Source organism: Paenibacillus sp. ICGEB2008, assembly GCF_000307675.1.
Lineage (GTDB): Bacteria > Bacillota > Bacilli > Paenibacillales > Paenibacillaceae > Paenibacillus > Paenibacillus polymyxa.
Map to the genome: position 1 here is coordinate 148,024 of NZ_AMQU01000004.1, position 23,366 is coordinate 171,389.

The 23,366-nt window shown below is 46.7% G+C and carries 22 protein-coding genes; 6 read left to right on the forward strand and 16 right to left on the reverse strand.

Annotated features, from left to right (window positions below; genetic code table 11):
• Positions 1-163: 163 nt before the first annotated feature.
• From pepF to C400_RS0102235, 3 genes are read left to right on the forward strand one after another with little or no spacing between them, the layout of a single operon-like run.
• Positions 164-1,960, forward strand: a complete 1,797-nt coding sequence (gene pepF / locus C400_RS0102225; RefSeq protein ID WP_017425846.1) for an oligoendopeptidase F — start codon at positions 164-166, stop codon at positions 1,958-1,960.
• Positions 1,961-2,016: 56 nt separating this feature from the next.
• Positions 2,017-2,439 (forward strand): LapA family protein, encoded by a 423-nt coding sequence (locus tag C400_RS0102230; RefSeq protein ID WP_016819718.1) that lies wholly within the window; start codon positions 2,017-2,019, stop codon positions 2,437-2,439.
• Between the two features lie 13 nt (positions 2,440-2,452).
• A complete protein-coding gene (locus C400_RS0102235; protein WP_017425848.1) occupies positions 2,453-3,490 on the forward strand; it encodes a M42 family metallopeptidase in 1,038 nt (345 codons plus the stop codon).
• 89 nt (positions 3,491-3,579) lie between these two features.
• On the opposite strand, the gene C400_RS0102240 is transcribed toward C400_RS0102235, so the two are convergent.
• The 9 genes from C400_RS0102240 to hemE all read right to left on the reverse strand — a co-directional run bounded on the left by C400_RS0102240 (position 3,580) and on the right by hemE (position 13,766).
• On the reverse strand, positions 3,580-5,529 hold the full coding sequence (locus tag C400_RS0102240) for an ABC-F family ATP-binding cassette domain-containing protein (protein WP_016819716.1): 1,950 nt from the start codon (positions 5,527-5,529) through the stop codon (positions 3,580-3,582).
• 121 nt (positions 5,530-5,650) lie between these two features.
• The gene (locus tag C400_RS0102245; RefSeq protein ID WP_017425849.1) at positions 5,651-6,229 is read right to left on the reverse strand and encodes a TetR/AcrR family transcriptional regulator; all 579 of its coding nucleotides are present in this window, start codon (positions 6,227-6,229) and stop codon (positions 5,651-5,653) included.
• 65 nt (positions 6,230-6,294) lie between these two features.
• Positions 6,295-7,101, reverse strand: coding sequence for a DUF92 domain-containing protein (locus C400_RS0102250; protein WP_017425850.1), 807 nt, complete (start codon positions 7,099-7,101; stop codon positions 6,295-6,297).
• 165 nt (positions 7,102-7,266) lie between these two features.
• A complete protein-coding gene (locus C400_RS0102255) occupies positions 7,267-7,890 on the reverse strand; it encodes a fumarylacetoacetate hydrolase family protein (protein WP_017425851.1) in 624 nt (207 codons plus the stop codon).
• A gap of 39 nt (positions 7,891-7,929) precedes the next feature.
• Entirely contained in the window at positions 7,930-8,700 is a 771-nt protein-coding gene (locus tag C400_RS0102260; protein ID WP_017425852.1) for a glycerophosphodiester phosphodiesterase, read from the reverse strand.
• 81 nt (positions 8,701-8,781) lie between these two features.
• Positions 8,782-10,155 (reverse strand): CapA family protein, encoded by a 1,374-nt coding sequence (locus tag C400_RS0102265; protein ID WP_017425853.1) that lies wholly within the window; start codon positions 10,153-10,155, stop codon positions 8,782-8,784.
• A 137-nt stretch (positions 10,156-10,292) separates the two neighbouring features.
• On the reverse strand, positions 10,293-11,738 hold the full coding sequence (gene hemG, locus C400_RS0102270) for a protoporphyrinogen oxidase (protein ID WP_017425854.1): 1,446 nt from the start codon (positions 11,736-11,738) through the stop codon (positions 10,293-10,295).
• A gap of 7 nt (positions 11,739-11,745) precedes the next feature.
• Positions 11,746-12,687, reverse strand: coding sequence for a ferrochelatase (gene hemH / locus C400_RS0102275; protein ID WP_017425855.1), 942 nt, complete (start codon positions 12,685-12,687; stop codon positions 11,746-11,748).
• Between the two features lie 32 nt (positions 12,688-12,719).
• A complete protein-coding gene (gene hemE / locus C400_RS0102280) occupies positions 12,720-13,766 on the reverse strand; it encodes a uroporphyrinogen decarboxylase (protein WP_017425856.1) in 1,047 nt (348 codons plus the stop codon).
• 231 nt (positions 13,767-13,997) lie between these two features.
• Between hemE and C400_RS0102285 the strand changes: the two genes are divergently transcribed.
• Positions 13,998-15,218, forward strand: coding sequence for an MFS transporter (locus C400_RS0102285; RefSeq protein ID WP_016819707.1), 1,221 nt, complete (start codon positions 13,998-14,000; stop codon positions 15,216-15,218).
• Between the two features lie 105 nt (positions 15,219-15,323).
• On the opposite strand, the gene C400_RS0102290 is transcribed toward C400_RS0102285, so the two are convergent.
• Positions 15,324-15,968: an O-methyltransferase gene (locus tag C400_RS0102290; protein ID WP_017425857.1), complete on the reverse strand. Its 645-nt coding sequence runs from the start codon at positions 15,966-15,968 to the stop codon at positions 15,324-15,326.
• Between the two features lie 156 nt (positions 15,969-16,124).
• Here C400_RS0102290 and C400_RS0102295 point away from each other — a divergent pair, with 156 nt between their 5' ends.
• A complete protein-coding gene (locus C400_RS0102295; RefSeq protein WP_017425858.1) occupies positions 16,125-17,285 on the forward strand; it encodes a THUMP domain-containing class I SAM-dependent RNA methyltransferase in 1,161 nt (386 codons plus the stop codon).
• Positions 17,286-17,471: 186 nt separating this feature from the next.
• The gene (locus C400_RS0102300) at positions 17,472-19,454 is read left to right on the forward strand and encodes an LTA synthase family protein (RefSeq protein WP_026065346.1); all 1,983 of its coding nucleotides are present in this window, start codon (positions 17,472-17,474) and stop codon (positions 19,452-19,454) included.
• A 92-nt stretch (positions 19,455-19,546) separates the two neighbouring features.
• Here the strand turns inward: C400_RS0102300 and C400_RS0102305 are convergent, their stop codons facing one another.
• The 6 genes from C400_RS0102305 to racE all read right to left on the reverse strand — a co-directional run bounded on the left by C400_RS0102305 (position 19,547) and on the right by racE (position 23,251).
• Positions 19,547-19,816 (reverse strand): hypothetical protein, encoded by a 270-nt coding sequence (locus C400_RS0102305; protein WP_017425860.1) that lies wholly within the window; start codon positions 19,814-19,816, stop codon positions 19,547-19,549.
• A 93-nt stretch (positions 19,817-19,909) separates the two neighbouring features.
• Entirely contained in the window at positions 19,910-20,131 is a 222-nt protein-coding gene (locus tag C400_RS0102310; protein WP_013370463.1) for a DUF1450 domain-containing protein, read from the reverse strand.
• A 23-nt stretch (positions 20,132-20,154) separates the two neighbouring features.
• A complete protein-coding gene (locus C400_RS0102315) occupies positions 20,155-20,457 on the reverse strand; it encodes a heme biosynthesis protein HemY (RefSeq protein WP_013370462.1) in 303 nt (100 codons plus the stop codon).
• 207 nt (positions 20,458-20,664) lie between these two features.
• The gene (locus C400_RS0102320; RefSeq protein WP_017425861.1) at positions 20,665-20,931 is read right to left on the reverse strand and encodes a hypothetical protein; all 267 of its coding nucleotides are present in this window, start codon (positions 20,929-20,931) and stop codon (positions 20,665-20,667) included.
• Positions 20,932-21,067: 136 nt separating this feature from the next.
• Complete coding sequence (locus tag C400_RS0102325; RefSeq protein WP_017425862.1) at positions 21,068-22,321, reverse strand: M14 family metallopeptidase; 1,254 nt, start codon at positions 22,319-22,321, stop codon at positions 21,068-21,070.
• Positions 22,322-22,441: 120 nt separating this feature from the next.
• On the reverse strand, positions 22,442-23,251 hold the full coding sequence (racE, locus tag C400_RS0102330) for a glutamate racemase (protein ID WP_016819699.1): 810 nt from the start codon (positions 23,249-23,251) through the stop codon (positions 22,442-22,444).
• Between the last annotated feature and the right edge of the window lie 115 nt (positions 23,252-23,366).

Sequence of the window (23,366 nt, forward strand, 5' to 3'; positions counted from 1 at the left end):
TGGCATAACAAGCCATGGTATAAGGAGGATATGCCGTTACATGCATCCTGTAAAACCTCTTGCCCTGCTGCTTACGGTAAGCGTGGCGGTTTCTTCGTTTTGGCATCCGTCCCTTACCGCCGCAGCCCTATCCCACATTACGTTCGATCAGAGGAGGCTCTCCATGAGTGAAATTGTAAAACGCGCTGATGCGCCAGTGGAAAATACATGGAAACTGGAAGACCTGTTCCCCAACCGCAAGGCATGGGATCAAGAATACGAAGAAGTCAAACAATTGGCCAAAAAGGCTGCTCAATTCCAAGGCAAGCTCAATTCAGCCGAAGCGATTGGCAACTGCTTCAAACTCGAAGATGAGCTGTCACTTAAAACCGAGCGTGTATATGTGTATGCCCATCTTCACCATGATGAAGATACGGCTGAACCTACATATCAGGGTCTTTCGCAAAAAGCTAAAAAACTAGGCGTGGAAGTCAGCGAGTCTCTTTCATTCGTGACACCTGAAATTTTGGCGCTGCCCGATCATCAGCTTGATGCCTTCATTGAAGATCCGAAGCTTTCGGATTATAAGTTTACACTTCAAGAAATGAAGCGGGAAAAAGCGCATATTTTAGGCAAAACAGAAGAAGCACTGCTCGCTCAAGTTGGCAATCTGGCTCAAGCCCCGCAAACAATTTTTGGGATGCTTAACAACGCGGATCTGAAGTTTCCGAAAATCAAGGATGAGCATGGCAAAGAGGTCGAGCTGACTCATGGCAGCTACATTCAATTTCTCGAAAGTCCACACCGTGAAGTACGTGAACGTGCTTTTAAAGCGGTATATGACACATATGCCAAAAATAAAAATACGATTGCCTCTACATTGAGTGCTAATGTGAACAAAAATATTTTTTATTCTCGTGTTCGCAAATACCCTTCCGTACTGGAAATGTCACTATACGGTGATAATATTCCGAAAGAAGTGTATACGAATCTTATTGATACGATTCATGAAAGCTTGCCCCTGCTTCACCGTTATATCAAGCTGCGTAAGAAGCTGTTAGGTGTGGATGAGCTTCATATGTATGATTTATTCGCTCCGCTTGTGGACGAATACAAGATGGACATTACGTATGAAGACGCCAAAAAGCAAACCAAAGAAGGCCTTAAGCCTCTGGGCGAGGACTATCTGGCTTCATTGCAAAAAGGCTATGATGAGCGCTGGATTGACGTATACGAAAATGAAAATAAACGTACAGGCGCCTATAGCTGGGGAGCTTATGGCACCCACCCTTATGTGCTTCTGAACCATAAAGATAACCTGAACAGCATGTTCACGCTTGCGCATGAAATGGGGCATGCGCTGCATTCGTACTATTCAGACAACGCATTGAAGTACCGGGATGCACAGTACACCATTTTCCTGGCTGAAGTGGCTTCCACTACTAATGAAGCCTTGCTGATGGATTATTTGCTGAACAAGTCTACCGATCCAAAAGAGAAAATGTACCTTCTCACCTACTATGCGGACCAATTCCGTACAACAGTATTCCGTCAAACGATGTTTGCGGAATTTGAGAAGATTGTACATGAGCGTGCTGAACAGGGAGAATCCCTTACACCGCAGCTTTTGTCGGAGATTTACTATGATTTGAATGTGAAATATCACGGACCTGGCATGAAGGTAGACAAAGACATAGAAATGGAATGGGCACGAATCCCTCATTTCTATAACAGCTTCTATGTCTACAAATATGCTACCGGCTTCTCGGCAGCAACCAGTTTTTCGAAACAGATTCTGGAAGAAGGCCAGCCAGCCGTTGACCGTTACTTAGGCTTCCTAAAGAGCGGTGGCAGTGATTATTCAATCAATATTTTGAAGAAAGCTGGCGTTGACATGTCCTCTCCGCAGCCGATTCGCGAAGCCATGAGCGTATTTGAAGAAGTCATTACGGAAATGGAAAAGCTAACTGAAGGAAAGTAAAACCGTGCACACTTCGAATCCCGCATTAAAAAGATGCACGGATAAATCCCTTGTCCATGGAGGACAAGGGATTTTATAATGTAACGGGAGGAGGTGGCATTTTGAAAACACAATGGTCTTTGATTGCAGCACTTGTTATAGCTTTGTTAACAGCTGTTTTTGCTGTTATTAATGTCAATTCGGTTCAAGTGAACCTTCTGTTTAGCAGGGTCAGCATTCCTTTGATTCTGCTTATTCTCGGTTGCACTCTTTTAGGTGGACTTATAGTCGGTTCTTTCGGAATCTTCCGTCAATATAGGCTTCAGAGAGAGATCAAGCGTCTGACTAATCAGCTTCATACACTACAAGAAGAGCACACATCGGCAGTGGAAGCATACGCGAATGTGTCCAATGACACGACTGGTTCTTCCAGCACGGTGTCTACATCCGACCCAGGTATAGAGCAACCGTCCTCTAACCCTGATCGGTTGTCCAAATGAGGAGGAGCAACAAATGACAATTCAATTCAATGAAAACTATATCATGAGCTTTTTAAATCAGCTTTTGAACACGCCCAGTCCTAGCGGATATACACATCATGTGATGGAGCTGATTCGTAAGGAAGCCGAAAAGCTAGGGGTACCCATCGAATGGAATGCAAAAGGTGGTGCTATCCTGACTCTGGAAGGTGAAGAAACGGACCATACAGTGGCGCTTAGCGCGCATGTGGATACATTGGGGGCGATGGTTCGTTCGATTACAGCGCAAGGTACCCTACGCCTGACATCTGTGGGTGGCTTCATGATGAACAGCATTGAGAACGAATACTGCCTTATTCATACCAGAAGCGGACAAACGTATACGGGCACTATTCTGTCCAGTCACCCATCCGTACACGTCTATGATGATGCACGAAGCTTTGAGCGCAAGGAGAGCCATATGGAGGTACGGATTGACGAGCTTGTCGAGTCGAAAGAAGACGTGCTTCAGCTCGGTATTTCGGTGGGCGATTTTATTTCGTTCGAAGCGCGCCCAGTCGTAACGCCCAGTGGCTTTATCAAGTCGCGGCACTTGGATGATAAAGCCAGCGTAGCGGCACTGTTTGGTTTATTAGAATCATCTGTACATGGAGGCTGGAAGCCTCGACATACTGTTAAATTGCTCATTTCCAACTATGAGGAAGTGGGGCACGGAGCGGCCTACATACCTGAAGGAATCAGTGAGATGATTGCTGTCGACATGGGCTGCATAGGTGAAGATCTGAGCTGCAAGGAAACGGACGTTTCCATCTGTGCCAAAGACTCCTCAGGCCCTTACGACTATAACATGACGACCCGTCTGATTGAGCTGGCCAAGGAGTTGAATATTCCGTATGCGGTAGATATTTATCCGCACTATGGTTCAGACGCTTCGGCTGCGCTTAAAGCAGGCAATAACATTCGTGCCGCACTGATCGGACCTGGCGTACACGCCTCTCACGCAATGGAGCGCACGCATAAGCAGGCCGTATTAAACACTGCCCGTCTGCTTGCGGCTTATGTAACAGCCTAACCATTTTATGCTGCATGGAAAACAGGTGCACATACTTCTACTTCTACAAAAAAGCAAGCCTCCATCTAAATGGAGACTTGCTTTTATTTTTAAGATTTACTTTGTTCAATTTGCTCGGCTAGCTCATTCAAATAGGTCCAACGTTCCATTTGGTACTCTAGATGCTGTTCAGCCTTCGCTTGCTCAGCCATCAGCTCCTGCAACCGTGCCGAATCACTGAAAGATTCCTCCATCTGTCGCTGAATGTCGACCAATTTCTGTTCGGCTTGTTCAATCAGCTCATCAATCTGCTCATATTCCCGCTGTTCCTTAAAGGTAAATTTAAGCTTGGGTTTATTTGCCCCATTGACTGATTCGGAAGGACCCGCAGACTTAGGTGCAGAAGACCGATTCGAGGAAGCTGTGCCCGGCGAGACAGACGTATTCGCAGAAAGCTGTGCATTTTTACTGATCCATTCTGCATACTCGCTATAGTCGCCTACATGTACACGTACCTGTCCATTCCCTTCGAATGCCAGTATTTTGTCCACGGTCCGATCCAGGAAATAACGATCATGGGAAACGATAAAAACTACGCCTGGGAATTCATCCAGATAGTCTTCCAAAACGGAAAGAGTCTGAATATCGAGATCATTTGTCGGTTCATCCAGCAATAGTACATTTGGTGCGGACATAAGGACACGCAGCAGATACAAGCGACGTTTTTCGCCCCCGGACAAACGAGAAATAACCGTCCATTGCGCACTTGGTGCAAACAGAAAACGCTCCAGCATCTGCGCAGCTGTAATCGTCGAACCGTCTGCCGTACGAATCACTTCCGCTTCTTCCTTAATATATTCAATGACACGCAAGGATTCGTCCATTTCCTGATGTTCTTGAGTAAAATAACCGAGTTTCACAGTTGGTCCCAATACAACACTGCCGGAATCTGGTTCTACACGCTGGGCAATCATTTGGAGCAGAGTGGATTTTCCACTACCGTTAGGTCCCAGGATGCCCACACGATCACCAGGAACCGCAATGTAACTCAAATCCTGAATCAGCTTACGGGAATCTACCGATTTGGACAAATGCTCGATCTCCAATATCTTTTTACCCAGACGTGTGGAGGCCACGGACATATCTACAGATCCAGAACGAGCTTCCGGTTGCTGATCCCTAAGCTGCTCATATCGGTCAATACGCGCTTTCTGCTTGGTCGAACGTGCCTTTGCACCTCGACGAATCCAGGCCAGCTCATTACGCAGCAGGTTCTTCCTTTTTTGTTCCGAAGATGCTTCCCGCTCCTCGCGTTCTGCCTTCAGCTCCAGAAAACGGGTATAGTTAGCTTCATAACGGAAAAGGCGACCATGATCCAGCTCTAACATGACATTAGCAACTCTATCCAGAAAATAGCGATCATGCGTGATCATTAACAACGCACCACGTCTCTTTTGCAAATATTGCTCCAACCACGCAACGGAATCATTATCAATATGGTTGGTAGGCTCGTCCAAAATGAGCAGCTCACAAGGTTGGATCAAAGCCGCAGCCAAAGCAACCCGTTTACGCTGACCACCAGAGAGAACTCCCATACGAGACTCAAACTGAGTGATTCCCAGTCGGGTAAGTATATTTTTGGCCTCGCTCTCCAGCTGCCATGCTTGGAACGTATCCATTTGCTGACTTGCTCGCAGCAGGCGGTTTTGGAGCTCCTCGCTACCCGGATTCAATTCCAGTAATTCCATCGTTTCTGTATATTCACGCACTGCTTTCATTTCAGGCTGGTTGCCATGAAAAATATGCTGGAGTACCTTCATTTCAGGATCAAACTCCGGATTTTGTGCCAGATACTGAATTCGCACATCGTTGTTCACTGCAATATTACCATCATCTGGCGGCTCTAGGCCGGAAATTACACGTAAAAACGTTGATTTGCCAGTACCATTTACACCAACAACCCCTATTTTGTCACGCTCATCCATACCAAAGGAAACATCCTCGAACAACATTTTCTCGCCGTAGCTTTTGGTTATATGTTCAACGGTCATAATATTCATTACAGATTCCCTACTCTTCCCCAATTTTGTGATGCATCTTGTTTATTTTAACACAGACACAGCCAATGATTAAAAAAACCGTTAGCTGAACAAAGCCAGTACGGTTTTAAAAGACCACATGTCAGAATTTTTGTACTCCGGCCTCACAGCCATGCATAAATAAATTAGCTGCCAATGCAGCCGTCTGATCCACGTCACATGCACGGAAATCTTGATTCAACAAAATATCCATTTTTAGGCGTTCCATCATACCAATGAATGCCTTGGCATGAAATTCGGGCTGCGGCACACCCTCTGACGCCAGTTTATTTTTGACCAGATCGGTATAGTCCTGAATAAATCCCCGCATAAACTCCATAAGATCAGGGTCACTATTCGGAGTCATAAAAAATAATTTAGTATGCTGCTTGCGTTTGTAATAATAGTGGAGATGCAAATTCGCCATCCGCAGCAGTCCCTCTCCCAAAGTACGATTGACTAATGCACCTTGCATTTCGGATAGATATTGTTCGCAATCTCTACGTGTGACTGCTGTAAATAACTGCTCTTTACTTTTAAAGTACAAGTATACCGTGCCTTTAGCAACACCCGCTTGTTCTGCAATTTCGGAAATTTTGCTTTCATAAAAGCCTTTGGTGCCGAAGACAGTGTAAGCGGCGTCCAAAATAGCTTCATATTTATCTCCGTGCATATCCCCCATCTTTGCACCTCCTGAAACAATGATTGAAGCACGCAGTTATTCTCTAGAACGATCTCCAGCCTGGCTCATAGCATAAAGAAGATACCTGCAAGAGCGACCAATCCTCCGAAAATAGAGCTGATGCTATTCACCCGATCATTGCTCATCCAATGCCAGCCTCGTAGATAAACTGTCGCTTGACCACAATGCGAATCTACTTCTACTTCCCGATTGCACACTGGACAGGAACGCATCAACTGCACTGTAGCACCAAGATAGGAATCAGCGAAGGCTCCAGCACTGCCGGATAACCCTCCGATCAGTGCCCACAGCCATAATGGCAATTCCGGCATTCCTACGACGTGTCCAAAACCCCATGCGCCTATACCGATCAATATGCCACCGGCCAAGGCCGCAGCCGTTCCCAATACAGATACTCCTCCTGAGGTTCCGGGTGCCAGCACCTTCCCGGTAAGCACCGAACGAGGCGGCTTACGACTCAGGCTTCCAAATTCCGTTGCCCACGTATCAGCTGTGACCGTAGCCATAACACCAACAAATGCTAGTTGCCAGGCAACATGAGGCCATATCGCATAACCTAGGCATAGTAGCATGCCTAAGCCCCCATTGGCCCACACTTGTCCTGCATCCCGGTTACCGGTTTTGGCATATGACTTTTCGAGCTCAGCCTTGCGCTCCTTTTTGAACTTCGACAATAGAGTGGACGTGATAAAAAATAAGAGCAATGTGCCGAACCAAAACAGGTTGCCCGCCCCATAATACACAGTTCCCATCAGTACAGCCGCAGCAAAGCCGGATAAGGTTAAGGATTTTTTATAAAATGCAGCCCCCGCCACTACAGCAGCGGAAAGTAATCCGATGATCCAGTCCATGATATACCCCCGCATTTGAGATGAATCTCTGTTTTTCGCTTTTAGTTCTGTATATCATTGTACAATGCTATACGCTTATATAAAAGCCGTGCCCCATGCTTTCGCACAGGACACGGCCTTCACAAGGCTTTTTAAAAAACTTCTTCATTAATGCCGTCTGTAGATTTAGCCGATGATGAAGCTTCCCTGACGGTCACTCCCCCAATAAAGCTCAAAGCGGTCCCCGCTCGCTGTAGGCCCTACACCCGCCGGAGTGCCTGTAAAAATAATGTCACCCTCACCCAGTCCATATTGAGTCGCTATATATTCAACGATGTGCTGGATGGAAAAGATCATGTCCTTGATATGCCCACGCTGCACCTCTTGTCCATTTTTGAATAAGGAAAAATCTTGCTGTCCCAGCATGTCCAAGCTCTCTAAAGGCAGGAACGGTGTCACAGGTGCAGACGATTTAAAACCTTTGGCAGCAGTCCATGGATGACCTTTTTTCTTGAGCGTACTTTGTACATCACGCAGGGTAAAATCAATGCCAAACGCAAAAGCGTTCAGACACGCATCTGCGGTCATGCCTGGTTCGTAGTTACGTCCTACAGCCACCACCAGTTCAGTTTCAAAATGAATATCTCCCTTACCCTGAGGAAGCTCCAGCTTAGCACCATCCAATGGCACAACCGCATGAGATGGTTTCAAGAAAATCATCGGTTCTGAGGGAACATCATTCCCCAGTTCCTCCGCATGCAACTTATAATTGCGTCCGACACAATAAACATTACGAATTTCCACATTCATTACGATCCGTCACCCTTTCTGCGTATGTAGTCCAATTGATTAACGAATAAGTTTACGTATATAGTGCCACAACCGGGACTTGGAAAGCAAAAAAACCTGCTCCCAGCGATCCGGCCAGTTGGTACAGATCATCAATTCAGGATGCAATGAGGACAATCTCCGCATGATACGCCGGTCATCCACCGTCCACGCCATGACCGTAATCCCCCGCCCGATCAAATCTTTCAAGAGCTTTCGGTCCAACCGTGGATAACCCATAGATAAAAATGTACATTGTAAATTTTCTAATTGCTTTGCCAAATCGTCTGGACGCGCATCAATAATCAGCCCGGTACGGATTTCGGGTGCCAGTTCTTTTGCTCGGCGCAAGGCCGCACGCTCAAAAGAGGTTAAAACCACCTCACCCTCCATCCCCCTCATTATAATTTCACGAAGGACGGCTTTCTCTAGTCCCGGATACATATCACCAGCAGTTTTGAGCTCAATATTGAGCGACACACGTCCCTGGCACAGATCAAGCACTTGGGCGAGGGACGGAATAGGTTCCCCGTGATATTGTGCATTTTTCCAGCTACCTGCATCGAGTCGTTGTAAGTCTTTCCAGTCTGCATCCTTTACTCGTCCCGTACCGTTCGTCGTTCGCTCCAGCGTAAAATCATGAAAGACCACCGGAACACCGTCCTTTGACAGCTGTACATCCAGTTCAATCCAGTGCACAAAAGGCTGTTCCAGTGCAAGCTTAAAGGCTGCCATCGTGTTCTCGGGAGCAATTCCCGAGAAGCCGCGGTGAGCCACGCACATATGATTCATCCCGTTATGACCTCCATTCACAAAGGAGTCGCTCATACGATCGTTCCGTCCATGTCCATATTAACAATTTCTTTCTTACTGCTACTGAACGCTTACCATACCATCCACACCTATCGAGACATTGCTTGGTGACAGTGCCGCTACTTTCTGCAAAATTTTGCTGGCCTCCGCATCCTTCAATGGAATCGGTTGACCCAGGTCCACTCGGTAAGGGGTCAGCTTCATCTTACAGTCCCCGTTCCGGGTACAGGTGGCCTGAAATATCGCTGTATCCCAGGTGGCTGGCACCGTTGATTTAGAAAAAATAAAATTGCCTGTGCTGTATGCAATCCATTTGCCTTTATATTGCTCCATCCCTTGTAGCACATGAGGATGACCGCCAACGACAAGATCAGCCCCAGCGTCAATAAAAGCGTGAGATAACTCAGTTTGATGGGGCTCAAGTGCAGTGGCTCGCTCCTTGCCCCAATGGGCAACCACAATCACCAAATCAGCCTGATTTCGTGCCTCACGAATGGACTTTACGATCGCGGTCGAATCATAAGCCCCCGCTACACCGGGCTGCTGGGCACCTGCATTCCAGTTGGCTTCAGGCATGACACGTGTAGCCCCCAACAACGCAATTTTAATCCCGTTACGTTCAAAATAATGCGGCGCATACGCTTCTTTGGCATTGCGTCCAGCTCCAGCATGGGCTATACCCTTTTCATCCAAATAGTTCAGTGTATCCAGTAATCCGCTTGTCCCCTGATCCAAAATATGATTGTTGGCCAAATTTACAGCATCGATCCCTGCCGCTGCCATTGCAGTTAGCGCCTTGGGCGAAGATTTATACACATACGTTTTATTTAACGCTCCAACGCCATTAGTGGTCACCGGTGTTTCCAGATTGGCAATCGTTAGATCGTCTTTATGGAACAAGCTCCCGAGATATTGGTATGGAAAATCAAACCCATTCTGCTCCAACCGCTGCTCAACTTTACCAGAGAACTGCACATCCCCTATGAAGTGAAGTGTAACTGCTGGAGAATTGCCATCATCATTGTTTGTATCCTTCTTTGGCGAATTCTCCTGTGCTTGCCTGTCTTTCTCCGAAGATGATTTTGCTCCTGAAGAGCTGCCTTCGGAGGCATTGGTGTCGGGCGTTGTCACGGGAGAACTGCTTGTGTCAGGAACGGTAGATTCCTTCGTTTCATTAACAACTTCTCCACTTCCTGAGGGAGTAGGGTACTCATCATCATTAGCAGACCCCGTTGGGATGTTCTTTTTAGTTTGCGAATACTGGGCGTTTTCCGCAAGAGAAGCACTACTATCGCGTTCAAATATGTAATAATAACCGAAAAGGCCTACGATCATTAGCAGCAAGACTAGATTCGTAATGATCCAAGCCTTGCCTATTTTTGGTTTTCTCGCTTTCTTTCGACCTTCATTTCTCTGTGACCTGGGAGGGTACATTCTTCACTCCTTCTATGCTACTACATATGCATGAATTCCTTATTAGCTGGCGAATTTTACACCTTCTCCATTATATATCAAATTTCTATATAAATAGAACCCCTCGCCTGGATCGCGAAGGGTTCATTATCGAACATTTATACCTGTACCTTAACGGCTTCCTGCTGTGCCGCTTGAACAGCATGGGAAGCCCATTCCTTGGCCTGACGGATACAGTCCGGCAAACCGATCGCATCATAGCCAGCGCCCAAAACGTACACACCTGGCATCGCACTGCGCAGCTCTTCCCGCAGATCAGCTATAGCCTGTGGGTGCCCCACCGGATATTGCGGCATGGAATGACGAAGTCGCGTAATTTCTGTGAATAGCGGAGTTGCTGTAACTCCCATCATCTCTTTCAAATCCTTGCGGACCACCGCAATCAGCTCATTATCCGGTAATTCTACTGTTTCTTCAGCACCTGCTCGCCCTACATAACAACGCAACAGTACCTTATCGTCCGGGCTGGTATGTAGCCATTTGGCGGACGTCCACGTACATGCAGTCACGCTACGTCCTTCCTTGCGAGGAACCAGGAAACCGGAGCCGTCAAAGACGTTTTCAATATCTGTTTTATCAAAGGCCATGACTACGTTCGCTACGGATACATATTTTACAGCTTCCAGTGCAGTCACATTTACATGATCTCGCAGTAGCGGCGCAGCAGCGAAGTTAGGAGTCGTTACAAAAATATCGTCTGTCTCCAACGTCTCTCCATTGTCCAACATAACGCGATAGGAACTTCCTTCATTTTCAGTCGTCTTTGTGAATTCGGTAACAGCAATTCCAGTGCGTAAATCACAGTCATACAAATCATTCAGCAATGCATGCACCAAACTTTGCAAGCCTTGACGGAAGGTCAAAAAAGCGCTTTTCTTGGTACCTGTATGCGTTTCAGCAGGTTTTCGACCTGTCATCATTCCGTGAATGAGGCTTCCATATTGCTGCTCCACCTCAGCAAACTGTGGAAAAGTAGCCTGCAGACTTAGCGTCTTCATGTTGGCAGCATAGATTCCCGCCAGCAGTGGCTCGGTTACATTCTCCAGCACTTCTTTGCCCAGTCGGCGTTCAATAAAATCACCCAGCGCCTCATCTCCCGGTTCACGACGAGGCGGAATGACAAAATCCATCATAGCCCGCATTTTTCCACCTAAAGAGATCAAGCCGCTGCGTAAAAAGGGTTTCAGCTCTGTTGGAATGCCCAGCACCAGCCCAGGAGGCATCGGATGAAGCCGACCTTCATGCAAAATATATGTCTTTTTAGCCTCAGGATTCGTGCTTACAAGCTCATGATCCAGCTCCAACTCTTTTGCCAGATCTATCATAGCCGTTTTCCGGGCCAAAAAGGAATCTGGCCCCTTTTCAATGACAAAACCATCTTTATGCAATGTTTCAATTTTTCCGCCCAGCACAGAAGCTTTCTCCACCAGCGTAATTCGAGGTGTGTAGCCAGCTTCTTTGTACATTTTCCGTGTATAAAAAGCAGTGCTAAGCCCGGTCAAGCCTCCGCCTACAATTACAATATTACGTACCTTTTGCTCCATTATGTCCTCATCCCTTTTTCCATTGGTCTATGATGACATCACTAAGCGTCTCCATATACAGTGGGTCACTGTTGAGTGAATCAATACGCTGAAAACGCATATCCAGTTCCTTTGCCAAAGCCTGTGCTTCAATATCCAGGTCGTATAACACCTCTAAGTGATCAGAAACAAAGCCGACTGGAGCAGCCAGCACATAATCCACTTGCTCTTCCTTCAGACTGTGCATGGTATCCAAAATATCTGGTCCTAGCCATGGTTCTGCTGTACGGCCGGCACTTTGCCACGTAAACTGCCAGTTGGTAATTCCCGCCTTATCCGCAACAGCCTGCGAAGTAGCCATTAATTGCTCCACATAAGGATCACCCATAGCCAAAATCCGCTCAGGCAAGCTGTGCGCACTGAACAGAACTCGAACTTCGTCCCGCTTGGCTCCCGCTTCTTCAAAAAGCGCCAGTTTCGCATTCACACGCTCAGTCAGCGTCTTGATCAGCTTTGGATGAAGATAATAGCTCTCCACAAAGGATATGGCCAGATCCAGTTCCTGTGCCTTAGCCTGTGCACGCTTGATGTAAGAGCCTACACTCATAACGGAATAATGCGGAGCCAGCACGACACCCACCGCCGTACGAATGCCATCTTGAACCATCGCTTCGACACCGTCCTCAATAAACGGCTTGGCGTGTTTGAGCCCCTGATAACAGACAAATTCTATGTCCGGGTTGCGATTTTCCTGGTTTAAGGTTTCCTGCAGGTTGTGAACCTGTCGATCTGTGTTCTGACGCAACGGAAACACGCCGCCCACAATGGCTTCGTAGCGATCTTTTAATTCTTTCAACTGCTCCGGTGAGGGAGCATGACCACGGCGAATATGTGTATAATACGCTTCAACCTGGTCCAGACTCTCCGGCGTCCCGTAGGACATGACCAGTACACCCACTTTGGTTTTCATTGGCAGATCCCTCTTATCTTTTCTAGTTGTATTTAGTTCTTTGACAAAACAGAGCGAGAATACTCATGTACATAATCGGTAAGCTCTCTTAGCTTATCTAGCGAGGCTTCAGGAAATAAGCCGTGACCAAGATTAAAAATGTAGCCCGGCTCCAGGATGCCTTCATCTACAATGGTTTTTGCATACTGCTTGATCACATTCATCGGCGCAGTAAGTACATAAGGGTCCAAATTCCCCTGTACTCCAAAATTGTTACCCAAGCGGCGACGGCCTTCAGGTATACTTACCCGCCAGTCCAGTCCAATCACATCGGCTTTTACCCCGCTCAAATGCGGAAGCAATTCACCGGAGCTTACGCCTGGAAAATAAATTTTAGGCACATTCAGATCAGATAACTCATGGAAAATACGTACAATGGTCGGCAACACAAAAGTTTGAAAATCATAAGGCGAGAGTGCACCTACCCAGCTATCAAACAATTGAAAAGCCTTACCGCCGTTAGCGATATGGGCCCGCACGTATGTAATAACCATATCCCCTAGCTTATCCATCAAACGACGCCACAGTTCAGGCTCTCCATACATCATCGCTTTGGTGCGAATATATCCCTTGGAGGGTCTTCCTTCTATTAAATAGCTTGCAATAGTAAAAGGCGCTCCAGCAAACGTAATCAATGGCACGTTCAACTCACGGTCTAAAATACGGATGGTTTCCAAAATATGACCCAAATCGCGTTCTACATCAATCGGACGCAAGTTGTCTACGTCTGCAGCTGACCGGATCGGATTATCAATAACCGGGCCAATATTTTTGACAATATCAAAATCAACCCCTAGCGAGGCTACCGGATTCATAATATCAGAATATAAAATTGCAGCGTCCACCCCAAGCTTGCGGACGGGCATCAACGTCACTTCTGCGGCCAACTCGGGCTGGCGACAAATTTCAAGCAGCGTATATTTTTCCTTAATTTTGCGATACTCAGGGTCATACCTTCCGGCCTGCCGCATGTACCATACGGGAATATGATCCACAGCTTGCTTGCGGCAAGCGCGGATAAAAGTATCATTGTAGGTCATGACTTCAGCCTCCAGTTCGAATCATAAATACTATATTTTATTATGCCCTTTTTCAAGAGTCGTAACAACCGCCGCTCTCAAACAAACCATGACAAACCCATGACATTTGGATAAAGTTTCAATGAAGTGTGCTATACTAGAGAAATGGCTTTTTTAAAGCTCCGGGTAAGTTATACATGAATAAGTACCTTTACAACAGGATGAGAATGGCAGAAAGGAAGTGAAAGCACATTGAAAACGTGGGAGACGTGGAAAATCAATCTCATTGTGCTTTGGTTCGGTCAGTTTCTGGTCAATGCGGGAATTACAATGATTACTCCGTTCCTTGCCCTGTATTTGGCTCAAGACCTCCATGTGAAGGGCGAGCACGATATAGGACTGTGGGCAGGAGTTATTTTTGCAGCTAACTTTTTGACCTCGTTTATATTTCAGCCATTATGGGGCAAGCTGGCCGACCGATATGGACGTAAAGTCATGCTGCTTCGCTCAGGCTTTGGTATGGCTTTGGTCATCGGGTGTATGGGTTTGGTCACCCACCCATGGCAACTGCTGGCGCTTCGCCTGCTAAACGGTACAATTTCGGGTTTCAACCCGGCTTCTATTTCCCTAGTGTCGGGTACCACTCCCAAAGAGCGAACCGGATTTGCTATGGGAATTATGCAATCCGGTCAAATGGCTGGCACGATTCTCGGCCCTTTGCTAGGTGGATTTTTGGCTGACTGGGTGGGATTCAGACCGATCTTTTACATTACAGGAGCTCTTATTTTCCTAGCCTCTCTAATGGCAATGTTTTTGGTTAAAGAAAATTTCAGCAAAGCGGAAGCCGCACGAATTCCACAAATTTCGGTTCTTGCCGGATTAAAGGAGCTAAGCCATACGCCCCAGCTTCCGGCTTTGTTCACCGTAACGTTCTTACTCCAGTTTGCTATGATCAGTACCGTTTCTCTGCTACCTTTGTATGTGCAAAAGCTATATGGCTCGGCAGAAGGAATTGCACTAGTTGCCGGATTCGTTACCGCTATTACAGGCGTATCCAATATGGTAGCCGCACCGCTCCTTGGACGATTAAGTGACAAAATAGGAGCACACAAGATCTTGACAATCGCACTGCTTGGAACGGCAGTTATGCTCATTCCGCAAGCTTTTGTCAATGAAGTATGGCAGCTTGTCATTATCCGTTTTTTCATGGGTGTGTTTATGGGCGGTCTGCTACCAAGCGTAAATGCGCTGATTCGCACCTATACACCTGAAGGAATGGAAAGCCGCTCTTTCGGATTCAATACCAGTTCGCTGGCGCTCGGGAATATGCTGGGTGCGGTCATTGGCGGAGTGCTTTCCGGATTTATCGGCATCGAAGGACTGTTCATTATGTCTGGTGTGCTGCTGATCGTCAATATCATCTGGGTACGTATGAAGCTTTTTGATCGTAAGGCTACGCCTCATTTCAGGTAAGACAACCTTCAGGTAGGACAGCCTGCCTTAACAGACAAGAACCTCCGCTCCACGTTACTGTGGATAAGGAGGTTCTTTTGGTATAGCTTCACTTAGGGACTCCCGTTACTTCACTCGTGCCAATGCCAATCCATCATAAGCTGGCAAAAGCGTACTGACTAGCCGTGGGTCCGTCGCTATCGTTTCGTTAAAACGTCTCACGGCCTGCACGGCAGGTCCGTTCTTGTCTGTGTTCAGTGTCCGTCCCCGAAGAAAACAGTTATCTCCGGCAATTATAGCGCCTGGATTGGCCAGTGCAATCGCATACTCTAGATACACTGGGTAATTTTCCTTATCCGCATCAATGAAGAAAAAATCAAAAGTCTTTCCTTCTTCCTGAAGCTTCTTCAGGCTGTCCACTGCGGGTCCAATACGATACTCGACACGATCACCGTAGCCATTGTTTTTCAGATGTTGATGAGCCAGCGCTGCATACGCCTCTTTTAGCTCCAGAGACACGATGCGACCTTTCTCTCCCAGCCCACGGGCTAGGCATAATCCACTGTATCCTCCTAATGCTCCGATCTCCAGTACCTGCTGTGCGCCTGAGACTTCAATGAGAAAGGTCAACAGCTTTCCATAAGGATGAGCAACCGATACCTCCGGCATCCCTTCCTTAACAATAGCCTCCCTAATGTTGCGCAGCGCTTCATCTTCCTGTACCAGCTGGTCTACATATTGTTCAGGTGTCATATTAGGTGTGATTTCCACGTTTCATCTCTCCTTCTTGCTTTATCATAACGCAGGTTGGACGCGGTGTCCTTCGTAAATTATTTGCCTTAACGATTTGTCTCTTCGAGTACAATGACCTATACTATAGGGATTGAACCAAGCTTACATGATTATGAGACGGAGTGAATACGTTTAATGACTCAACTGCAACTAATTGCAACTGCGCCGATGGGACTGGAAGCCGTTGTGGCCCGAGAACTCAGAGAACTGGGGTACATGGATCTGACCGTCGAGAATGGCCGCGTCGTTTTTTCCGGAGATTATAAGGATATATGCCGATGCAACCTGTGGCTTCGCACATCTGACCGCGTTCTTATTAAAATGGGCGAATTTGCTGCAACTACCTTCGACGAGCTGTTCGAGGGTACTAAGGCATTGCCTTGGCAGGATTGGATTCCTGTAGATGGTGAATTTCCCGTAGAGGGACGTTCACACAAATCACAGCTTAGTAGCGTACCAGCCAGTCAAGGAATCGTCAAGAAGGCGATCGTAGAGAAACTCAAGGAAACCTACCATACAGACTGGTTTGCTGAAGATGGTCCTCGTTACGTCATTGAGGTTATTCTATTGAATGACCGTGCACTGATAACGCTGGACACAACTGGTCCAGGACTGCACAAACGAGGCTACCGCAAGCTTGTTACAGAGGCGCCTCTCAAGGAAACAATGGCTTCCGCTCTTATTCAGCTTAGTCGCTGGAGCCCGGATCGCCCCTTCTATGACCCATGCTGCGGTTCCGGTACTTTATTGGTCGAAGCTGCTATGCAAGCCTGGAACATTGCTCCAGGCCTGAGACGTACCTTTAACTCGGAAGACTGGCCTGTTATTGGTAGAGAATTATGGAATCAGGCTCGCGACGAGGCGATGGATCTGACTCGTGATGACATTCCTTTTGAGATTGCAGGTAGCGATATCGATCCTAGCGCTATACAAGTTGCTGAAGCAGCTGTAAAAGCAGCAGGCTTTGCTAAAGACATCCCACTAAAGGTGCTGCCTGCCAGCAAGGTTAGGCTTGAGGGCCAGTATGGTGTAATGATTACAAATCCACCTTACGGCGAAAGACTGAGCGAGCAAGCCGAGGTGGAAAAGCTGATTCGTACACTCGCACGCACGGCAGCCGAAATGAAGACTTGGTCCTTCTTTGCCATCAGCTCCACCAAGCAATTTGAGCATTATTGGGGCCGCAAAGCCGACAAGCGCCGTAAGCTGTTTAACGGCCGAATTGAATGCCAATACTATCAGTATCTGGGCCCTCTGCCTCCGCGCCGCAAAGATACTTCGCCGTTGCAGTCCTAAATGTTCGAGATATAGGCCAGGAAACGAACCCTTTGTTCGTTGTCCTGGCCTCATTTGTGCCGTGTTTCTTTACTTAATCATTGAAATGCGCAGGATGAGCGCTATAATAATTAAAGGCATTTCGGTTTTAACATTACGTTAATGTGTAGTTTATACTAGCCGAACATTTCTGCCGGAGGGGGTAAAGTGTTGGTTATTCGCACGACCAGTGCAAGACGCACTGGTAACATGTTCAGCAGACTGCTGCTGTCTCAATATTTCGGTTTAGTTCTGTTTTTTGTACTTATGATTGGCAAGCTTGTACTGATTCACTATAACCTGCATGCCCAAAATATCGACATGAATCCGCTGGATTATGTCATTGCTATTGGGTCGCTGTTGCTTGTAAGCTTCTGGACCTTGTGGCTGCCACGTCGCGGACGTTTGATTGCTCTTGTGGTGCTCGATATATTGCTCACCGCGCTCATTTATTCCGACATGGTTTATTATCGGTATTTCCAGGATTTCATTACGATTCCCGTTTTGCTTCAAGCTGGACAAGTTGATTCTCTGGGTGGAAGCATCGCATCCCTTATGTACTGGTGGGATATTTTCTTTTTTGCAGACTGGATTTTATTCATTCCGTATGTCATATTCGTGGCTTCGTTACGGCGTCGGTTTACAACGAATGATCATTACTTGGAAGCATCACGAAGCTCTTTCACAAAAAAATTTCTGTTTCGCTTCTCCAAGGGGGCATTGGCTTTCCTGATTGGCTATGTTTTGACATTTGGACCGATCAAAATATATACCTCTACTTGGGCAACCGGCATATTTGTCGGCAACTGGTGGTCAATGGCCTTGTACAACGTAACCGGATTGATCGGATTTCATGGATATGATATCTACCGCTACGGTCAGGACCATCTTGGGCCACAGCCTACATTGGCTCAGGTGGAATCCGATAAAGATAAAGAATGGTTCAATCAACACCAGAAATTACTTCAGGTAAAAAATGACCTCTACGGCAAGTATAAGGGCAAAAATGTGATGGTCATCCAAGCTGAAGCGTTCATGAACTTTTTTATCGGCAAACAGATCAACGGTCAAGCAATTACGCCTAACTTTGACAAACTGACGAAAGAAAGTATGTATTTCAATAATTATTTCCATCAAACTGCACAGGGTCGTACATCGGACGCAGACTTCTCTACCCACGCTTCGCTGCATCCGCTCCCTACGGGTTCTGTATTTATCCGTTATGCGGACCATAAATTCGATACGTTGCCTTCCATCTTGAAGGATACAGGTTATAGTCCTAATGCGTTTCACGTGTACGACAGCAGCTTCTGGAACCGTTACACAATGTATAAGGCGATGAACTATGACAAGTTCTACAGTAAAAAGGATTTTAAAATAGATGAGCCCCTCGGCTGGTCCCTGGGAGACAAATCCTTTTTTAGACAAACGCTCAACGATCTCACAACCGAAGTGAAGCAGCCGTTCTACGCCTATATGGTCGGTATTTCCAGCCATCATCCGTACAACCTGTCACCTGACGCTGTAGATTTGGATGTTGGTGAATTTGAAGGTACGATGTTCGGAGACTATCTGAAATCCGTCCATTATGTGGATGAGGCTTTGGGTGAATTGGTAGATCAGATGAAGAAAGACGGATTGTGGGATAATACGATCCTGATGTTCTACGGGGATCACGACAATTCCATTAAAGACAAAGCACTATATGAAAAGTTTTTAGGCAAGCCACTTACAGATCTGGACATGCAGAAAATCATGAATCAGGTGCCATTACTTGTGCATCTTCCTGACGGAAGTCAGGCGGGCACGTATCCAGAACCGGCAGGACAGCTAGATCTAACGCCTTCTGTAATGCATCTACTTGGGATTTCTACAAAACCATATCATTTTATGGGTAATGATTTGTTTAGCGGAAAGCCTCGTATGGTTGTGCTGCGTACTGGTGCTTTCACGGATGGACGAGTGTATTACATTCCATCTGAGGATGGTACATTCTCCAAGGGAACCTGTTACAATCTGAGTACAGGTCAACCTACAGATGTGAATGCCTGCGGGCCGGGCTATACTGAGGCTCTCAATCGATTGAACATATCCGATCAGGTCATCACATATGATCTTATTCGCGAATGGGAGACTGAAGCCAAGAAATAACAAAAATCCCGATCCATCAGCTTGTTAGGGCTGTGGATCGGGATTTTTGTATTGACAGTCATTGGACTGCGCTTGTTACCATTAACAAATACTCAGGAACGCAACGTTTTTTTAGCCTGATCAAGACGTTGTACCTCTTCACCAAGCATTTCCTCAGCAACTTCTACTGCATCGTCACCAAGGCTATCCTTTGCCTGCTGTATAGCTTGCTCCGCATGAGTGCGAGATTGCTCCGCTTGCTCAATCAGCTGTTCAGCCGGATGTGACAATGCCTGAGACACGGCATTATGGAGCTTGTCCACCGAGTTTTGTGTTTGAGCTTCGACACTGTGATTGTCGAGATTGGAATCATATTGGGCCATGAGTCACTCCTCCTTCTGGGCATGGTCTACATTCATTAGCATGGATCAGAAGGAGGGGAACTATTCAAAAGGTGCCAACGATGCGCACTCGAACTATTTTATAAAGCGTGCAGCCTTCTCTAATACTTCATCCTCTGTGGCCGCACTCACATAACGTCCGTTCACATACACAAACGCCCGTTTTCCACAAGGACCGCAATACGACTTGCAACCGATTTTGATCTCCGCATCGGGTGCCATCTTTTTCAACTTAGGCAAGATCGTTTTTAAGCGGATATGATTGCACTCATCACATACACGAATATCATTGGCCATCTGTCATCCCTCCGAGCTCCGGCTTAGTGGTCGCCGTGATTACCTTGGGAAGGGTTAGTAATAACAAATCCTTCTTCGGGGAAGTACAAGTAATCAATTTTCACACCATCCAGCAACGGCTGACCGCTTTCCAAAATTACATCAATACCTTTATCTGTAGATACAACAGTATCTGTTTCCTTAGGCGTGTCCAAATCTAGCCCGTAATGAGCATGATCTCCATGAGCATGAGTAATAACAACGCGTAGGCTCTTCCCTTGGTTCTCTTCCTTATCCAATTCAAGCTTCAATACTTTAGCTGCATTACGAGTAATTTTGCAGTTCATTAAACTTCATCTCCTTCATATTCATTAAATGAAATGTGGTTCGATGGAAATATATCCACACCACACAACCTAGCGGATAAAATCAACAATTCCAAAAATTAGCCCCTCTCCTTGATGAAAAGAAGTTGTGCAGCATAGCACAAGGCAATATTCCTATTGTAAAGAAAATCGCAAAAAATCGCAATCACGAAAATCATAAGTTTACATCTATCGAACACGTACGTGCTGTTTTTCAATCACATCAGGATATTTTCGTTCAGCACGGGTGACGAACCAATTCATAAGCAATAACGTCACACCAATGTCATCGATGGGCATAAAAGGCATGACATCAGGCAGTATCCAATAGAGCAATACAGGCACCGCAAAAAGTAATTTTTCACCCAAAGGAATCCTCGAAGAGGTAATCAATCGGGGAATACGACGAAATACATGTGACCACTGACGGAGAGATAGTAGTTTTTTCCACTTCATAGGTTGTTCACTCCATTTCCAATGCTCCTAAGTATATATACCCTATGGAAGGGACAAGTAAAGAGGAACACGTGTAAAAAACGTGCTCCTCCTAATACGCGCAAATGATGCAATACGTTTCAGCAGGTCCGATCTGTTACCATGACAGCACCGTCGCCATTAACATGCCAACTTCTGCTGCAATATCCTCATAATCACGCATAGGCAGCGGATTTACGCCCAGACCAACTTCAACGGTAAATCCCGGTTTACCAAACCGTTGTATAAACCAATCCTTATACCCTGCATCGCTTCCCCCCAGCTTTACCGCCCGATACCCTGTTGCGGCAGCCAGCTGCAATGCCCAATCTCGGCTCTCCTTAGGCTCTAGATCCCGATAATTCCAATAGATTTCCTGTCCCTGGCTGTGTATGGATAATACCATGTCGAACTGTTCGCGCTCCGTTAGATTGGCAAGGGCCTTGGACTCTGGCTCAGACAAAGGTGCAGGTCCTGCATAGTCTCGTCGAGACGGACCTGTTTTACCGCGTCTGCGCACCTCCTCCTCCCAATACGCCGGAAACTGATCGTTGAGGTCAACACCGCGAATATTGGCCTTCCAGCCACGAAAATCAGCACGTCCTTCATTCCATTTTCTGAGTTCATGATACAGCGGATGAGTTGGGAGTACACCCTGTTGCACCAGCTCCACTCCATCTGGATTGACCATTGGTACCACCCACAAGGATGTATGCTCCATTAAATCCTGCGGAGAGCCTCCATACACCCATGGATTTCCTGTCGGTTTCCCCCATTCATCGTGAAGTTGCTCAGCATCCCGTCCTTCAGCCCCATCAATCCCTCGTGCATATTGTTCTATAAAACGCAGCAAACAAGGTGTCGTCAACCATTCGTTAGCATGTACAGAAGCGTTGGCATGAATTTTCCTCGTTCCCTGCCCAATCCGTATATAAGGGATATCCTTCCCCATGACACTGGTGCCAATGCTGCCAACTTCAATAAACGGAAATCTGTGGACCAATGCCTTCAGGTCTTCCATTAAATCTTCATAGCTATACTCTCCACGTAACCGTACAATCTGATCCCGATGGTCTTCAGGAATGATAATTATCTTTCCTTCCACGAAATTATGCTCCGCAAGTCCCGAATTAGCGAGCCGCAGCTCATCAAGCTCTACACCGAACTGTTTGGCAATCTGTCTTGCATTCTCCCCAGGCTGAATAACGTATTTACGATCCGTAGACGGACGAATATATAGCAATTGACCACAAATCAGATAGGGTTGCGTGGCGGCCCACGGATTATCTGCGATCAAAGTATCCGCCGATAGTTTAAAAGCCGAGGCGACCCGGTGCAATGTATCTCCTTTTTGAACGATATATTCCCTCATCTTACTACGCCCCTTCCATCTGCCTTACTGCATGTTATGCAGACGCTGCGTGTCTTGATGTAGCGAAAAGCAAAACAACCAACTTCTTTTGTCCAATGACAAAAAAAGTTGGTTGTCTCGTTAATCCAGATGAGTGACTTGCCAGACAACAGGCGTTTGCCGAATCTGCTCCCCAAGCCACTGTGCGGCAATGCGCTGGAACAACTCTGGATCGCCGGAACAAAAAAGCTGATGCACTGGCGTTTCGTCCCCGGCCTCCAATTTGCCCTTGTTATACAAAATGGTACTTGTCTCGCGCGCTGTTTCATCTGCCGAGCTAATGAGCTTCACCGCAGGACCCATGACTTCCTGAATCGTTTCCTTCAAAAAAGGATAATGCGTACAACCAAGAATCAGACAATCAATCGGATACGTTTGAATAGGTCTCAATGATTCCTCCACAACCTGCGATGTCGTTTTGGAGCGGAACAACCCTTGTTCCACCAAAGGCACAAGCGCAGGGCAAGCGTGGCTCACCACGTCTACATAGGGAGACAACTGCTTGAGCGCAGCTGTATATGCTCCGCTTCGAATCGTACCGACAGTTCCAATCACCCCGACATACCCGGTAGCGGTCGCACTGATCGCAGCACGAGCCCCAGGGTGGATAACTCCGATCACCGGAATGGATACCTTTTGGCTTATATACTCTAATGCCGCAGCCGTTGCTGTGTTACAAGCAATAATAATGACTTTCGGATTAAACTGAATCAGAAAATCAACCATTTGCTCTGTAAATTTTTTAACCTCTTCCGATGGCCGGGGACCGTACGGGGTGCGCGCAGTGTCTCCAAAATAAATGATTTTTTCCCGCGGAAGCTGACGCATGACTTCTTTAACAACCGTCAAACCTCCTACACCGGAATCCAATATTGCAATCGCTTGCTGCACGTACACACCGCTTCCTTTTTTTGTTTAAATATGAGTTGTTTCATCTCAGAAATCTATCCGTTGCTACATAACTTATGTCGTATTAGCGTAAAAGGTACCCCCAAAGATTACCCTA

What these genes read in the sequence shown, in the direction of transcription:
- C400_RS0102310 (WP_013370463.1), bottom strand. Translation starts at nt 20,131, where the DNA reads ATGGCCAATGATATTCGTGTATGTGATGAGTGCAATCATATCCGCTTA.
- C400_RS0102265 (WP_017425853.1), bottom strand. Translation starts at nt 10,155, where the DNA reads ATGTACCCTCCCAGGTCACAGAGAAATGAAGGTCGAAAGAAAGCGAGA.
- hemE (WP_017425856.1), bottom strand. Translation starts at nt 13,766, where the DNA reads ATGACCTACAATGATACTTTTATCCGCGCTTGCCGCAAGCAAGCTGTG.
- C400_RS0102320 (WP_017425861.1), bottom strand. Translation starts at nt 20,931, where the DNA reads ATGAAGTGGAAAAAACTACTATCTCTCCGTCAGTGGTCACATGTATTT.
- C400_RS0102260 (WP_017425852.1), bottom strand. Translation starts at nt 8,700, where the DNA reads ATGAATCATATGTGCGTGGCTCACCGCGGCTTCTCGGGAATTGCTCCC.
- C400_RS0102250 (WP_017425850.1), bottom strand. Translation starts at nt 7,101, where the DNA reads ATGGACTGGATCATCGGATTACTTTCCGCTGCTGTAGTGGCGGGGGCT.
- C400_RS0102295 (WP_017425858.1), top strand. Translation starts at nt 16,125, where the DNA reads ATGACTCAACTGCAACTAATTGCAACTGCGCCGATGGGACTGGAAGCC.
- C400_RS0102230 (WP_016819718.1), top strand. Translation starts at nt 2,017, where the DNA reads ATGGAGGACAAGGGATTTTATAATGTAACGGGAGGAGGTGGCATTTTG.
- hemH (WP_017425855.1), bottom strand. Translation starts at nt 12,687, where the DNA reads ATGAAAACCAAAGTGGGTGTACTGGTCATGTCCTACGGGACGCCGGAG.
- C400_RS0102235 (WP_017425848.1), top strand. Translation starts at nt 2,453, where the DNA reads ATGACAATTCAATTCAATGAAAACTATATCATGAGCTTTTTAAATCAG.
- C400_RS0102245 (WP_017425849.1), bottom strand. Translation starts at nt 6,229, where the DNA reads ATGGGGGATATGCACGGAGATAAATATGAAGCTATTTTGGACGCCGCT.
- hemG (WP_017425854.1), bottom strand. Translation starts at nt 11,738, where the DNA reads ATGGAGCAAAAGGTACGTAATATTGTAATTGTAGGCGGAGGCTTGACC.
- pepF (WP_017425846.1), top strand. Translation starts at nt 164, where the DNA reads ATGAGTGAAATTGTAAAACGCGCTGATGCGCCAGTGGAAAATACATGG.
- C400_RS0102305 (WP_017425860.1), bottom strand. Translation starts at nt 19,816, where the DNA reads ATGGCCCAATATGATTCCAATCTCGACAATCACAGTGTCGAAGCTCAA.
- C400_RS0102240 (WP_016819716.1), bottom strand. Translation starts at nt 5,529, where the DNA reads ATGAATATTATGACCGTTGAACATATAACCAAAAGCTACGGCGAGAAA.
- C400_RS0102325 (WP_017425862.1), bottom strand. Translation starts at nt 22,321, where the DNA reads ATGAGGGAATATATCGTTCAAAAAGGAGATACATTGCACCGGGTCGCC.
- C400_RS0102255 (WP_017425851.1), bottom strand. Translation starts at nt 7,890, where the DNA reads ATGAATGTGGAAATTCGTAATGTTTATTGTGTCGGACGCAATTATAAG.
- C400_RS0102315 (WP_013370462.1), bottom strand. Translation starts at nt 20,457, where the DNA reads ATGAACTGCAAAATTACTCGTAATGCAGCTAAAGTATTGAAGCTTGAA.